This window comes from Sphingobacteriales bacterium (assembly GCA_016706405.1).
Taxonomy (GTDB): Bacteria; Bacteroidota; Bacteroidia; order Chitinophagales; family UBA2359; genus BJ6.
The window spans coordinates 49422-65591 of the sequence record JADJJT010000002.1; the positions used below are offsets into that span (position 1 = coordinate 49422).

Genomic DNA, 16170 nt, shown 5'->3' on the forward strand with positions numbered 1-16170 from the left:
ACAGTTTATTAATATAATTTTATAATACAAAAATATATTTATGAAAAATTATTTATTCTTGCTATTAGCAGTATTTTTTAGCGCTTTGCTCACCACCACGTTACAGGCACAATACTTTTTTCCGACCAAAGGAGAAGTTGTTTATGCCCAAGACGATTGTAGCAGTACGCTTACTTTAAAGCCATACGAGGGCTATACCAGCGGCACTCTGTGGATTTACCCCAATAACGGCAGTGTACCCTTGTCTTTTGTGTTTTCTATGTTCGATTTGGGAGATTTCGACTATATTACCTTTTATGATAACGGTACGTATATTGCCCAATTTTCGGGAAGCACCCCACCCACTATTGGCCAGGAAATTGTAGCCAGCAGTGGTATCATGTCTATTTCTGTTAGTGCCTACGATGCTGGCAAGGGCTTCGAGGGTGCATGGAAATCCTGCCCCTGTGGTACGCCCTTATCCGATTTTAGTATTACCAACGACGGCGTTGATTTGCCACCTTTTTACCCTGTTCAGTTTAAAAGCTTATCAGTAGGTGCCGAAACCTATGCTTGGGACTTTGGCGATGGCGCTACCAGCACCGAAGCCTCGCCTGCGCACAGCTATACCGCCGCCGGCACTTATACTGTTATATTAACCATTACAGATTGTAAAGGAGAGACTTACACCGAGGCCAAAAATATTAATGTTTTGCAACCCGGCGCTGTTAGCTTAGATAAAACCGAGCTAAGCGCTACCCTTGAACATGGCGACTCGACCGAAGTGCAGTTTACCATAACCAATACAGGGGCAGGCGACCTTTGGGTAGATATGGAAAATATTAGCGATGTAGGGGCTAAAAACTTAAAAACCTTAATGTTAGTAAATGGGGTTGATTTGAAAAAAGACCAAGAGTACGACAAAACCATAGCGGCCATTAAAGCCTACTACCCCGAGGCGCTTGACCCTAAAAGTATGACCGAGCTAACTACTTACGATGCAACAGAGTTGGCCACTGCCCTTAAAAATAAAGACGTCTTGCTTATACCAACCCAAGAAGAATGTAATGCTGCAGCTTTTGCGTCTTTTGCCCCAGTTTTGGACAATTTTGCCCAACAAGGCGGCACTATTATTTTACTTGGCACCAATAACGATGGTTGTATTTTGGGCACTGGTTTGTTTTCGGGTAATTATTATAAGTATGGGTCGGGCAAATTAAATATGAGTAATACCTCTGACCCACTTTTAGATGGTATTAATGTTGAGAAATACGAAGCCAAACAACCTACCTTTTTCTATAATTTTACCAACCCCGACATTATCCGGTTAGCCGAGGTTGACGATATTGATATATACGATGTAATATGCTATCGTCCCATTGGTTTAGGTCGCTCTATATACATTGGGCACTCGTATTTTAACAGTACCGCCGACAATAAAAAGTTGTTAACAAATGCTTTGCGCACCTCTAACACGGCAACCAACGACTGGTTGTTTATTAATAGCCTAAGCGATGTAATTAAACCCGGCGAAAGCAAAACATACACGGTTGAGTTTAATGCAAAGAAATTATACGGAGGTGTTTTTAAACGCGACTTAGTTATAAAAAATACTGCCGGAGCCGATGTAGTAATCCCCTGCACCTTGACCGTAACTGGAACGCCAAGCATGGCTGTAAACAAACTTTCGTTCGATTTGGGTTCGTGGATGATTGGCTTAACCAACCAAGCCACTTTAACTGTTAGTAATACCGGAACCGACTCGTTGCATGTTGCCAGCATAACTTCGAGCGACCCTGCTTTTAGTGTAGATGCTCCTAAGTTTTCGTTATACGGCTATACCGATAAAAACGTAACCATTACATTTGCCCCCGATGCCATTAAACTATACGATGCTTCGCTTACGCTTAATACCAATGTAGGTAAATTTACCATTACCTTAAAAGGCGAAGGATTGGGTGCGCCTACATTTAATGTTGCCCCATCAGAAATTACCGTTTCGCTTAAAACAGGCGAAACAGTTAATAAAGAGTTGGTCGTAACCAATACGGGCGAAGGCCCCATGAGCTACACCACAAAAACAAAGGCAGTAGATGGCAAAATCCGCGTGTTAATGAACACCTATGGCAGCGATATTTATTATTGGCAATATACCGAAGAGGCCATTAAAAACAAAATGGATGTTGACTACGAACTGACTGTAAAAGAATACACCACCGCCGGAGAATTAGATATTGCCCTTGCCGACTATGACGTGTTGATAATACCAGCTGTTACTGTTTATCCTGTTTACCAAAATTACCCCGCCGATTTTGGCGAGGTGCTCAAAACCTTTGTTGAAGATGGCGGAGCCTTATTTTTTATAGCCGACATGAACAGCATTTCGATAAATTCGGGCTTTTTTACCGGATATATGGCATGGAACAATGGTCAACCCGTAAAACTTGAGAACGAGACCCACCCCCTTGCTGCCAACCTGCCCAAATCAATAGACCCCAATATTGAGTACCCCTACTCGATGAGTATTACCAATGGCGACATAGTTAATATCTACAAACAAGACCCCAATAGCGTACTTGCCTACAGAAAACAAGGCTTGGGCACCATTATTTACTCGGCCATATACACTACGCAGCCAAATGTAAACGGCACAAGCGCACAAATGTTGGCCAACGGTATTAAGTTTGGTTTTAACGAAAAACAAAACCCAACCTGGTTGGATTATACCCCCAAAGCTAATCCCAATATGTCGTTCCCAAATGGCTCCGAAACCATTTACCTCAATTTTAACTCCGGATCTTTATTGGGCGGCACCTACAAAACAAACTTGGTGTTTAATTCGAACGACCCGCTTAAACCCGAAGTGATTGTCCCTATTACAATGATAGTTACGGGCGTGGCAAAAATAGACATCGCACCTGCCAAACTCGATTTTGGCAATATCATTATAGGCAACACCAAAGAATTTGAATTTACGGTAACTAATTCCGGAACAGATGTTTTAAATATCAGCGAGATTCAAAACGCCTTTCCCGAAGCATTTACCTTTAGCACCAATGCACCGCTTGAAGTAAAACCTAAAAAATCGAAAAAGATTAAGGTAACCTTCGCGCCTAAATCAGTTTTAAATTACGGTGGCAAATTTACGTTTAAAAACAATGTTGGCGATGCCATCATTGATGTAACCGCCGCAGGGGTAGGCGCACCCGAAACAACTATTGACCCTGCCAAAATTGATGTAACGCTATTGGCCGGAGATGAAGAAACCTTCAAAATTACCATTACCAATAGTGGCGAAGGCCCTCTTACATGGGGTTTACCTGGCGGCAGCAATAAACTCAATATTACCGTCCTTAGCTACGGTGCCGACACATGGTACAAAACCTATTACGATGCCAACCTGAAAACTGCCCTCGATGCCAAATTAGGAGCAGGCAATTACAATTTGACCTATTACGAAAAATTTGTTCCGGGTGATTTGGCTAAAAAACTTGAAAACACAAACTTAGCCGTTATTTACAACCAATACGATTGGAATATGGATAAAAGCAGTTTTAGTGATATGAGTATGGCATTAAAAGACTTTACCAATAAAGGTGGCGGCATTTTAATACTTGGCAATACTAGTTCAGTATGTATGACCGAGTATGGACTGTTCCCAGTTTCATATACCACTTATATATATACAGCCATTACTCCTAAAATACCCGATCACCCAATTTTGGAAGGAGTTTCTGCTTCTATTGTACCCCCAAGCAACACGTATGGCTGGGTGTTATCTAATACCACCGGTATTGACATATTGGCTGAAGACCCAGTAACGCCTGGTTCAATGGCTTATGGTGTAACTACCGTAGGTGCTGGCCGTGTGGTGTATCTTGCACACGACCTGTATCAAACCAACCCCGATGTAACTGCTTTGGTTGGCAATAGCGTTGCCTATGCCAGTGGAGGTTTACCCAAATGGGTAATACCCTCATCTACCGGTGGCACTGTAGAGATGAGTAAATCTTTTAGTTTTGACCTGCTAATAAATGCCGATAATATGCTTGCCGGCGTTTATAAATACAGTATGCCGTTTTTAACCAACGAACCCGACAAGCCCGTTATTTTCTTACCCATAACCTTAACTGTTGAAGCTTTTCCACAAGCCAATTTCTCGGCCAACCAAGTAAGTTGCGATGGAAAAGTATTCTTTAAAGACAAATCATTAAACTTTCCAACTTCGTGGGAGTGGGATTTTGGCGATGGCAATACCAGCAGCAAACAAAACCCCGACCACCAGTACGAAAAAGAAGGATTTTATAACGTAAGCCTTACCGCAACCAACGATATCGGCAGCGATACAAAAACGGTAAACAATTTTATTGAAGTAAATTACAGCTACGAGTATTGCGATACGGTTTGTATGCCTACCACCGGAGAAGTACTCATGCAAGCCTGCCACGGTGTTTTATACGACCCCGGATGCAAAGGCACTTTGCCTACCGTAACTGAATCTATTACCACCATTGCCCCTCCTGGCGCAATAGAAGTGGTGCTTACCTTTACCGAGTTCCAAGCACCGTCGTGGGGATTTACCATGAGTTTTTGGGATGGCCCCAATACCAATAGCCCATTTATTGGCCAATACGACCAAACCAACCCGCCGGCAGCCATAAAGGCGACCACCGGTGCTTTAACCATGAAATTAACAAATAGTTCTGGCGATGGCTTCTCAAGCGGGTTTGTAGCCCACTGGGACTGCATACTTATTGCTGCCCCCCCTGTTATTGATTTTAAACATGAGGTTACCAGCGAATGTGAAGGCGAAGTGCAGTTTACCGACCTTAGTACCAACTACCCCAACGAATGGAGCTGGAACTTTGGCGACGGCAATACCAGCACCGAGCAAAACCCCCTTCACCAATACGAACAAAGCGGCGATTACACCGTATCGCTAAACGCCAAAAATATTAAAGGCGCTACCGAAGGTAATAAAACCATGACCCTCGAAAACGTACTGTATATTCAGGTTGATTTGCCCATGTTCCCCGAAAAAGGCAAACCCTGCCAGTTTGTGGACAAAACAGTGGGTGCTAAAGATTGGTTCTGGGATTTTGGAAACGGCAAAGTATCTATAGGCAAAGCCAACCCGCTTACTGTTTACAGCGATCCTGGCACCTACCAGGTTACCCTTGAAGTTACCGACGACAAAGGCTGCGTGCGCCAAAAAACCTTTACCATTGAAGCGGTAACGGTTGGCATTGACAACCCAGGCGCAAATATGTTAAACATAGGTGTACAGCCCAACCCAGCAACCGACAAAGTAATAATTGATGCTAATTTTATTGGTCAGCAAAATATTAACCTTTCGGTTTACGACCTTTTAGGCCGCGAGGTTTACGCCAATAGCTCGGTAGCAGCCAATACCTACAAACATACCCTTGATGTAGCACACTTTGCGCAAGGTGTTTACATGGTAACAATTACCAACGGCAACGTATCGCGCACCCAAAAATTGGTTGTCGAGTAGCCAATAAATAATACACCTGCCTTGTTTTATTAAGTAAACGAAATAAAAAACGAGTTACTATAATAAACATAGGCTGAAGAAAAAATCCGGATGAGGTAAGTATGTTTTACGCCCCATCCGGATTTTTATTTTTATTAGTATTCCATGTTTGCAAGATAGAATACTGATTTACCTTCTTTGTATAGTTTGTTGTTCAGGTTCTATTTACAATCTTCTTAACTTAACCCAAATATTTACCTACAATAGGTAAGCGCCTGCCCGAGCCAAACGCCTTGCCCGATATACGCAGCATAGGTGGGGTTTGGTAGCGTTTCCACTCGTTTTGGTTTACCATGCGCAGCACCCTTGTAACTAAGGCGGCATCATAGCCTTGTGCTATAATTTCATCGGGTCCTTTGTGTTGCTCAATATACTGGTATAAGATTGCATCGAGGGTGGGGTATGGTGGCAACGAGTCGCTGTCTTTTTGGCCGGGGCGCAGCTCGGCACTGGGGATTTTAGTTATAATATTTTCCGGAATTGGGTTTCCAAACATCCGGTTAATGAAGGAGCAAAGCTCGTAAGCCTCTGTTTTATACAAATCGCCAATAACAGATATACCACCGCACATATCGCCATAAAGTGTGCCATAGCCCACGGCAGCCTCACTTTTATTGCTGGTGTTAAGTAAAATATAACCAAATTTATTTGCCAAACCCATTAAATAGTTAGCTCTAATTCGCGCTTGCAAGTTTTCTTCGGCTACGTTAAAAGAAGTGTTTAAAAATGGCTTTTCTAAGGCAGCTAAAAAAGCCTCAAATACCGGCTGAATAGGCAAAATATCGTGAGGGCAGCCTAAGTTTTTTGCCAACTGAAGGCCGTCATTAATAGAGTGGTCGCTGCTAAAAGCCGATGGCATTAATACAAGCCTTACATTTTGGGGGCCAAGTGCGTGCGAGGCCAATACGGCAACAAGTGCTGAGTCAAGCCCCCCCGACAGCCCTAAAATGGCCTTTTGAAAACCCATTTTGCCAAAATAATTAGAAATACCCGTAATTAAAGCGCGGTAAATAAGTTCGTATTTTTCTTTAGGTTGTTCGTTGTTGGTTTTTGTTTGGTTCTCATCCGGATATTGATGATTTGACGTAGGCAAAATTGTCGAAACTGCTGGGTTAAGCAAGGGGGCTAACTCGTATGTGCGCACACATTCTTCAAAAAAGGGCATTTCATCAATCACCTGTCCTTTGTAATTCATTACAATAGAGCCGCCGTCGAAAATTAAATTTGTTTGTGCACCAGTGCAATTGGCGTAAATCATGGGTAGTTGGTAGCACTGCACGTTTGCCCTGATAGTATGTAAGCGTTCGTGGGCGTGGGTATAGGTAAAGGGCGATGCCGATACATTGATAATAAAATCGGGGTTTTGTGCTTTTAGTTCGTCAAGTGGGCAAATGGTGTACATAGGGTTTTCATTGCCTAAGTTCCAAATATCTTCACAAATTACCATGGCAATTCGGTAGCCCATAAACTCAAACGTATCAAAGGTGCGTCCGGGCTCAAAATAACGGTACTCATCAAAAACATCGTAGTTGGGCAAAAGAGTTTTGTTTGAGGTATGCAGTATTTGGCCGTTGGCAATAAATAAAGCCGAGTTAAACAGGTCTTTGCCTTGTATATTTGGGTTGCGCGTAGGCGAGCCAATTACGGCAGCAATACCAAGGCGTTGTGTTTCGGTTTTTACACGCTCAACAACCTGATAGCACTGGCTCACAAAATCGCGAAAGTCTAAAAAATCGTTGGCAGGGTAGCCACAAACGCAGAGTTCAGTAAAAACTACTACATCTGCACCTTGTGCTTGTGCTTGTTCCATACCTTGTTGTATTTTGGCGAAATTGGCTTCAAAATTGCCAATATGATAGTTTTGCTGGGCAATGGCTATTTTCATTTTTTTGTTTTGGACAGGCTTTTAATTTGCTTTAATTTATTAGGAATAGAATAAACAGGGAATTTAATTAGAATTAAATTTACGTTAGTGTAAAAACAACACTAATAATAAAAAAGTTTCCGGATAAGGTAAAAAATATTCAAATTTATAAGATAGCTTGGCAGTTTGTTTGCTTATTTCTTTAGTTTTGAGTAAAAATCTTCTCGTATAAAGCATTTTACAAAAAAAAACAATAAGGATATTAAAACAAAACACGTAAGCCAAGCCCTGCCATCCAATAACTATTTTTTAAAGCCCTAATACTTTGGCTGCTGAGTTCTTGTTGCAGGGGTTTATCGAATTGACAAAACAACAACCAGCGTTTATTTTTATACTGCAAACCCGGCGACAGGCTTAATTGACGGCTTAGTAAAAACCATCCGGTTGTACTTTTATCGTAGCGGGCGGTATATTGTGCGCCAAGGTAGGCGTACCAGCGCTGCTGTTTTAGGGTAAAAACAGTGTACAACGCAGCCGGAAGGGCAAAACTTGTTTGTTTACGCAAATTATTTTGCCATTGTTTGCCTAAACCTGCTTGCGCAAACAACATGATCCAAGGTTTAAATTGTTGGTAAAATGTAGCATTAATGGTTGTATAAAGCCGTTCGGTATTGGTAGCGCTGCGGGTAGCGGTATTGGCTAAGCCGGGCAGCAAAGCCTGTACTTGCAAACTTAGCTCGGGCAGGTTAGGCAGGGGCATAACCCTTGTATTAAATGCCAGCATGGGCACGCTGGTTAGATTAGCGGTTTGTGAGTCGCCACCAAATAAGGCAAACACCGATTTTTTGATGTCAGAACTTGTAAAATAATGGTTATACATGGCGGTAAGTCCTAAATTTAACTGCCCCGAACGAAAAATACCAATATTTACTTGCCCAATTTGGCTAAGCTGACTAAACCTGAAAGTGGTATCGTTGGTGTTATAGTTGCCGTACAACTGTGTTGTTAAAGCGTGATACAGCACGCCCTCGGTTTGCCCCCGCCGCAGCATGGCCGGCGATAAGCTGGCTAAAAAAACTCCTTCCTCTTTTGTTGATTTTTTGCTACTGCGGATAGTATCGGGCAGGGCAAATTTGGATGCAAAATTTAGGGTTGAAATTGGATTTGCCGCCTTGAGAATAAAATAACTATCAGCTAACAACAAATAAAAAAATCCGGAGAAAATAAATAAAATCCGGAAAAACAATGGTGGCAATCCAAAGTCTCTTGGCACATTATACATTGTAATATCTTTAAGTTTTACCTCAAAAAATCATTAATAGGAAGTCTTAAAATTCAGTACCACCACCAATATTGCCTTGTTTTTTATCGTTTGCCGGTTGGGGCGTTGTTGGTGGCGCAGATGGTGGAGGAGAAGCGGGCTGCGACTCGTTATTGTCGGGTGTATTTTCCGGAATTTCTTCGATGGGGTCGCCTAATTCTTCGCGTATCAGGTCATAATCTTCTTGCTGCACATCATCCGAAATTTCAAATTTAACTGACGGAGATGAATTAGCATAATCTGAAATCAGCGCCATATCGTCCCACGAGCTGTAATCAAAACTTGAGCGCCGGTTGTAAATTAAGTCTGTTTTAATCATTTTATTCTCTAAGTAGCGTCTGTGGCCGCCCATTATGGTATCGTTTATATATTTATCCATAACTAAGCTACCAATTACTGCGCCGTAATCGGCACCCCAGCCTCCGTTTTCAACTATTACCGATATGGCAATTTTTGGGTTATTTTTTGGGGCAAATCCAACAAAAAGCGAGTGGTCTTTTCCGTGTGGGTTTTGTGCTGTTCCTGTTTTACCGCATACTTCTAAATAGGGGGTGTATGCGTTTTTTGCTGTACCTTGCGTCATTACCTTTTCCATGCCATTGGTAATTGATTCAAAATATTGGTCGTCTATTTTAAGGCGATGTGTTTTATTATAGGTGTTATTTAAGTCGGCGGGGTTTGGGCGTGCTATATGTGGATATTTAAAAATGCCTCGTCCGGCAATAATGGCGGTAGCGTTGGCCATTTGTAAGGGGCTTGTGCCTAACTCGCCTTGCCCTATACCCATTGAAATTATAGTGTTGGCAATCCATTTGCCTTTACCATACATATTGTTGTAATAATCGGGTTTAGGTACAAATCCATCGCTGGCCGCAGGGAGGTCTATTTTTGGGTCGCAGCCTATACCAAAATTATTGAGGTAGGCATCCCAATTCAGTAGCCCCTCGCCAACATTATCAAACCTTTCTTGGTCGAGTGTTAGTTTATAGATTTGGCAAAAATAGGTGTTGCACGAGTTCATAATGGCGTGAGCTACATTATAGCAAGGTGCATGTCCGTGGCATTTTACCCGGCGGCGTTTGCTTAGTTTGTAGCCGCCATTACAACCAAAATAATAGTTGGGCGATATCACTTTTTTCGTTCATGGCAATTAGTGCCATTACAGGTTTACATGTTGAGCCTGGCGGATATTTTGCCATTAAAGCGCGGTTAAACAATGGTTTTATACTGTCTGAGGCTAATAGTTTAAATCCGGCACCTCGCGCTTTGCCAGTTAACAGGTTTGGGTTATAAGTTGGGCTGCTTACTAAAGCTAAAACCTCTCCGGTTTTGGGTTCAATAGCCACTACGCTGCCGCGTTTGTTTTGCATTAGTAGTTCGGCATACTGTTGCAAATCAATATCAATGGTTAGTTGCAGGTCTTTTCCGGGTTTTGCGTGTTGGTCGTATTCACCATTTAAATAGCTGCCAATTTCGCGGTTATGTACATCTACAACCGATAAGTGAATGCCTTTTTGCCCTCGGAGTTCTTTTTCGTAGCTAAGTTCAATTCCGCTTTGCCCTATATAATCGCCGGGTTTATAATAAGTTGAGGTGTCTAATTGGTCTTGTGTAACTTCGCCAATATAGCCTAAAATATGGGCAGCGCTGTTGTAGGGGTAGCTGCGTATTGTGCGTCTTTGTACGGTAATACCTCTAAATTGGTATAAGTATTCTTGAAAACTGTTATACTGTGCGTCCGAAATAAGTTTTAATAATACTTGCGGTGTATTGGGCGAGTATCCTTTTGTTTTGCGCATTTTATCGCTGCGCAATATTAGTTCTTGTTTGGTTATATTTAGCAGTTTACAAAACTTAAAGGTGTCAAAATCGGCTACCTGTTTCATGGTAATCATTAAGTCATAAACTACTTCGTTTTTAATCAAAAGTCTGCCTTCCCTATCGGCAATTAATCCTCTTGAGGGGTTTATAATGCGCTCGCGAACAATATTATTTTTGGCCAAAGTTTTGTATTTTGGGTCAAGTACTTGCATAGTAAATAACCTTATTGACAAAAGCATGGCAATGATAATTATAAACCCTTGAATAACCCATCGGCGAATATTTTTTGTTTTTTGGCTTGTCATGTTGCTACGTCCAAACAATATTTTTTGTTTTTTTTATTCGATATACAAAGATACAAACAATTAGTACTTTTACTGCTAACTTCTTTTGTAAACCTCAAATTGCTTAAAAATAACCGGATGTCTTATAATTGTCAAACACGTTTAATTATTAAATTATGTGGTTTAATTTGCCGTAACTTTGCAAATAAACTATCGTTACCCTAAGTGCAGCTACCAAAGTTATAAAAGCAAAACAATGGTAATTTAAATTGCACCACTTAACTTTTAAAAAAGGAAAATGACATCTATATTAAAGCACATCTTATTTAATCGGTTTTTTAAAATTAGTTTTGCCATTATATGGTTGGTGGGTTTTTGTGTGGTTTTGCCTGCGCAAAATTCAAGCACTGCCGTATTAAGCAACAACAATCAAGTAACAACCACTTCAATAAATACCAACTATTTAATTAAAAATAACCAAGTATGGCTTGGCAATAATACATTTAACCAACAAGCAAAAATAGACGAATATCTTATTGAAACATGGATAGATTGCCTCCGGATTAGCCCAAACCCAGTTGAAGATTTAGCCATTGTTGAAATTTGTGCTTTAAAAACATACACCGAAACTATTCAAATATCAGATGTATATGGTCAACTATTTTTATCAATAGAGGTAAAACTTTCCGAAGGAACTAACCTTATACAGCTAATACTAAACGAACTTCCACCTGGCTATTATATACTTAAAGCAGTAAAAGCAAATGAAACTATAGTCTTTTACAAAAAACCGTAGTAGTCCTTGCATTTTTTTATTTCTAGCGTGTAATTGTTCCCTGTTTTTTTGGACAATATAGAAGAAAGAACTAATTTTGCATACACCTTATATTATGTGTGCCGGATATAGTTTTATTAAATGTTTTTTCGTATGTCTAAGTTTTTACAAACAATAGCAGTTTTTTTGTTTGTGGTTTTTGCCCTCGCCGGCAACTTTTTACCAGCACAAGCACAAATGTGCGTAGCAAGTTTTGACATTTTATTGCCCGACCCAGACGAGCCCTTATTGGCAAAGTTTATAAATACCAGCCAAGTAATTAACCCCGCCGACAAAATTATACAAAGTATGTGGTCGTTTGGCGATGGCACAGCCAATAACAGTTTTAACACGGCTCATAATTACGCTAATCCCGGCACTTATTTAGTTTGCCTAACCACAACTACTAATTTAGGTGGTACTTGCACCTTTTGCGATAGCTTGGTTTTGGTTGGCGAACCGCTTAGCTGCGAGGCTAAATTTACCTACACCGACACCGACTTAACCGTAAGTTTTACCAATAACTCCATAGTAAACGAAGGCGAACTATTACTAACACTTTGGGATTTTGACGACGGCACTACCAGCATCCTCCCTAACCCCACACACACGTTTAAAAACGAGGGCAGTTTTAACGTTTGTTTAACTATTACCACCACAAAAGGCTGTAAACAACAGTCATGTTATAATATTACGGTAATAAATAGCGCTAACTGCGAGGCTAAATTTAATGCCGTAGCCGATAGCTTAACCCCCCTCGTGTTTTATTTTGACGATGCTTCTTCAGGAACAGCCGATACTTGGAGTTGGAGCTTTGGCGATGGAACTGTGGGTACAGGTGCAAACGTACAGCATGTTTACACCATGGCCGGCACTTATTATGTTTGCCTAACTATTGCCAATAGTATGGGTTGTAGCAGTTACACCTGCCAAACAATAACAGTTATTGATAATGAAAATATATGCTTGGCTAAATACACTTATAATGCCTCCGGAGACCTAACCGTTAAATTTACAGATGCCTCTAAAACCGATGGAATAGATGATATTATTACAAACTGGACTTGGACGTTTGGAGACGGCACAGCCAGCAACGAACAAAATCCGGAGCATGTTTTTACTGCCAATGGATTTTATGATGTTTGCTTAACCATTACTACCAAATCCGGATGCACCAATACCATTTGCAACACCATTAATCTTAGCAATACCGGCTCGCTTTGTGGTATAATTACTGCCGCCGATCTTATTTTTGACTTTGATGCGACTGTTTATTTAATATACCACGACCCAATTGAGGAAACCTTAATAGCCATAGACAGCACCTTTATTGATAACGACAGCCTAAATATGGGCAAATTTTGCTTTGAAAACATTACCCCCGGATTTTACCTAATTAAAGCAGGGCTTAACCCCGCTTCAAAAGATTACGACAACTACCTCCCAACTTATTACGCATCGGTAGCAAACTGGAGCGAAGCCACACCCATTGAAGTAAAAAAAGGAGAAACCCAAAATATTACATTTAATTTAATTCCCGGAGAAAACCCCGGCGGCCCTGCCTTTATTGGTGGCTATATTGCCGACGGCGCGGGCAAACAAACTGGTGGCAACCCATCCTCTAATATTAGTGTTATTTTACTTAACGAGAACCAAACACCCATAGCCCAAACCCTTACAAATGCTATTGGTAATTACCAGTTCGAAAATTTACCCTATGGCAACTATTATATAACCACCGATGTACTAAACAAAACATCAGACAAACAAGCAATTAGCCTTAGCGCCGACACCCCTAACCCCCAAAACATAGACTTTGAAGTAAATAACAACCACGTAAATGCTACCAACACCACCGCTATTGATGAATTGCTCATTGAAACATGGATTGATTGCTTCTATGGCAACCCTAATCCGGTTATTAATCTTTTATCGGTGTATGTTTGTGCAAATGAATCATTTTCGGCCACCATACAATTTTTTAGTGCAGACTCAGGAACGGCCATTTATAATTTGAATGTAAATATCGTTCCGGGACTTAATATTTTTAATATTAATGCCGGATGGCTGCCTGCCGGTGCTTATATTTGTAAATTGTCGCCAAGCGGCTATGGTTTTGTCTTTGTTAAATTGTAAAACACTAAAAAAAGGTAAAAGCATGGTGTTTGTGCAAACAAAGCATTTGCGAAATATACATAATGAATAAATACACTGTCATTTTTAATGCCGTAGCAGTGCTTTTTATTGCTGCTATGGTTTATTGTTTGTTTGTGGGATGTAATAGGCAAGGTATTGCCTTGCAAAAACTTAACTTATACACACTAAACGGAGAACTCGTAAATTGGGATACCCTTAAAGGTAAAACCATAGTGGCTAATTTTTGGGCTACCTGGTGCGGCCCATGCCTTCAGGAGAAACCTTTTTTAGAACAAGCACGCTTAGCACTTGAAAAAGAAGGCGTTGTATTTTTAACAATATCAGAAGAAGACACAACAACCATAGCCCAATATAAAAACCAAAAAAAATATGGGTTTACCTACCTGAAAAGTGATAATAATTTTAAGATGCTGGGCATTTTTAGTATTCCGCAAACTTATATTATAAACAAAGAAGGCAAGGTAATACACAGCCAGTTAGGTGGGCGCAACTGGGCAAACCCCGAAAGTTTAGACCTTATTAGGCAGGCATTGTAATTGCAAATTTATTTCTCGTTACTTGTTCGCCGAACTAATTCAGCTAATTTTTTAGGCGCAACCTCGCAAAAGGCAACGGTTAAGGCTTCTGCAAACAAATCTTCTTGTACGTTTTGCAGGGCTATTAAAGTCCAGCCTTGTTTACCCCACTTATTGTTTACGGCATAAACATTTGTTTTATCTGCCATCGAAAAAACGTTTTGGCAAATCTCTGATAGTTTAAGACATGCTATTTTATTAGTAGCATCGCAGGTGGCAAATATTTTCTTTTTTACCCTAAACGAAGTTTTCTCGAAATGTGGCTCTTCTGTTGTTTCCGGAAATGATAGTGCTAATTTCCGGAAGGTTTCAATAGATACCATATTTTGAGCTTGTTGTTTAAAACTAATTTATCAAATAGCTGCTTGTACGGCCTTAGCAACAATTGGTGCAACAGTAGTATCTAAAGTGGAGGGCAAAATACGGTCGGCGGTGGGGTTGGGTATGCAGTTAGCCAAGGCATAAGCGGCAGCTAATTTCATGGCGGGCGTTATATGCGTTGCGCCACCATCTAAAGCACCCCTAAAAATAGCCGGAAAAGCTAATACATTGTTTATCTGGTTTGGAAAATCGCTTCGCCCTGTACCGACTACGGCTGCGCCACCTGCAAAAGCATCGGCAGGCAATATTTCGGGGGTGGGGTTGGCCAAAGCAAACACTATAGGGTTTGGTGCCATGGTTCTAATATCTTCGCTTTGTAATAATCCGGGGCCGCTTACTCCAATAAACACATCGGCATATCTTAGGGCAAGACGCAAATCGCCATCAAACCTTTGTAAATTGGTATAGTTTAACAAATCTTGCTTTACCCAATTTAAGCCGCGTCTTTTGGGGCCAATAATACCTTGACTGTCGCAAACAATAATATCTTTAACGGGTGTACATGCAGACCCCGAATAACCCTGGCACGACAGCATTTTGGCAATAGCCACGCCGGCGGCACCCGCGCCGCATATTACAACACGTATATCTTGCATTTGTTTGTTGGTAACTTTAAGGGCGTTTATTAGTGCTGCCAACTGCACAATGGCTGTTCCGTGTTGGTCGTCATGGAAAACCGGGATGCCCAGGTCTTGTAGGGCATCTTCAATTACAAAACAGTTTGGTGCGGCTATATCTTCTAAGTTGATGCCGCCAAAAACCGGAGCTATCATTCGAACAGCTTTTATTATTTCATCCGGATTTGGGTTTTTGGGGTCGCTAACCTGCAAACAAATCGGAAAAGCATCAATATTGGCAAACTTTTTAAACAGTAAAGCTTTGCCTTCCATAACGGGTATGGCACCTAAGGCGCCAATATTGCCCAAGCCCAGCACCGCCGACCCATCGGTAACAACGGCAACCGTATTGTATTTAATAGTTAGCTCTTTGGCGAGGTTAGGGTTTTGCTGAATGCGCAAGCAAGGCTCGGCTACACCGGGCGTATAAGCTAACGATAAATCGTCTAAGGTATTAACTTGAATTTTGCTCCTTACTTCAATTTTGCCGTGGTATTGGCGGTGCATGTTTACCGAACGTTCGGCATAGTTTTCTGTCGTTATGGACATAAATTGGGTTGGTTAATTTAGCGTTCTTAAAAAATTATAAGTGTATAGACGTGCAACGCACTTGAGGGGGGCAAAAAATAAAAAAAGCAGCCTTTTATTTGCTAAGACTACTTAACTTAACGAGCATTTAAAAGTCGGGGTGACTGGATTTGAACCAGCGACCTCTTCGTCCCGAACGAAGCGCGCTACCAAGCTGCGCTACACCCCGTTTGTTTTTATTTTTTAGTGTCGGTGGTTTATTCGAACGGGCAAAG

General features: G+C 41.2%; 10 protein-coding genes and 1 tRNA gene. 4 read left to right on the plus strand and 7 right to left on the minus strand.

Annotation, left to right across the window (positions count from 1 at the left end; genetic code table 11):
- The first annotated feature begins 40 nt into the window (after nt 1–40).
- Entirely contained in the window at nt 41–5494 is a 5454-nt protein-coding gene (locus IPI59_06665; GenBank protein MBK7527224.1) for a PKD domain-containing protein, read from the plus strand.
- A 220-nt stretch (nt 5495–5714) separates the two neighbouring features.
- Here IPI59_06665 and IPI59_06670 read toward each other — a convergent pair whose 3' ends face one another.
- From IPI59_06670 to IPI59_06685, 4 genes are all read right to left on the minus strand, one after another.
- Complete coding sequence (locus IPI59_06670) at nt 5715–7418, minus strand: NAD+ synthase (protein MBK7527225.1); 1704 nt, start codon at nt 7416–7418, stop codon at nt 5715–5717.
- A gap of 241 nt (nt 7419–7659) precedes the next feature.
- Complete coding sequence (locus IPI59_06675; GenBank protein MBK7527226.1) at nt 7660–8679, minus strand: hypothetical protein; 1020 nt, start codon at nt 8677–8679, stop codon at nt 7660–7662.
- A 46-nt stretch (nt 8680–8725) separates the two neighbouring features.
- Nucleotides 8726–9850, minus strand: a complete 1125-nt coding sequence (locus tag IPI59_06680) for a hypothetical protein (GenBank protein ID MBK7527227.1) — start codon at nt 9848–9850, stop codon at nt 8726–8728.
- Nucleotides 9819–10844: a hypothetical protein gene (locus IPI59_06685; protein MBK7527228.1), complete on the minus strand. Its 1026-nt coding sequence runs from the start codon at nt 10842–10844 to the stop codon at nt 9819–9821. The genes IPI59_06680 and IPI59_06685 overlap by 32 nt, the downstream gene beginning before the upstream one ends.
- 277 nt (nt 10845–11121) lie before the next feature.
- Between IPI59_06685 and IPI59_06690 the strand changes: the two genes are divergently transcribed.
- From IPI59_06690 to IPI59_06700, 3 genes are all read left to right on the plus strand, one after another.
- The gene (locus IPI59_06690) at nt 11122–11619 is read left to right on the plus strand and encodes a T9SS type A sorting domain-containing protein (GenBank protein ID MBK7527229.1); all 498 of its coding nucleotides are present in this window, start codon (nt 11122–11124) and stop codon (nt 11617–11619) included.
- 132 nt (nt 11620–11751) lie between these two features.
- On the plus strand, nt 11752–13773 hold the full coding sequence (locus IPI59_06695) for a PKD domain-containing protein (GenBank protein ID MBK7527230.1): 2022 nt from the start codon (nt 11752–11754) through the stop codon (nt 13771–13773).
- 62 nt (nt 13774–13835) lie between these two features.
- Nucleotides 13836–14330 carry a TlpA family protein disulfide reductase gene (locus tag IPI59_06700; GenBank protein MBK7527231.1) on the plus strand — a complete coding sequence of 165 codons (495 nt, stop codon included), beginning with the start codon at nt 13836–13838 and terminating at the stop codon, nt 14328–14330.
- Between the two features lie 8 nt (nt 14331–14338).
- On the opposite strand, the gene IPI59_06705 is transcribed toward IPI59_06700, so the two are convergent.
- The 3 genes from IPI59_06705 to IPI59_06715 form a co-directional block, all read right to left on the minus strand.
- Nucleotides 14339–14692, minus strand: a complete 354-nt coding sequence (locus IPI59_06705; protein ID MBK7527232.1) for an MmcQ/YjbR family DNA-binding protein — start codon at nt 14690–14692, stop codon at nt 14339–14341.
- A 30-nt stretch (nt 14693–14722) separates the two neighbouring features.
- A complete protein-coding gene (locus tag IPI59_06710) occupies nt 14723–15916 on the minus strand; it encodes an NADP-dependent malic enzyme (GenBank protein MBK7527233.1) in 1194 nt (397 codons plus the stop codon).
- 134 nt (nt 15917–16050) lie between these two features.
- Nucleotides 16051–16124, minus strand: a tRNA-Pro gene (locus IPI59_06715).
- Nucleotides 16125–16170: the final 46 nt, after the last annotated feature.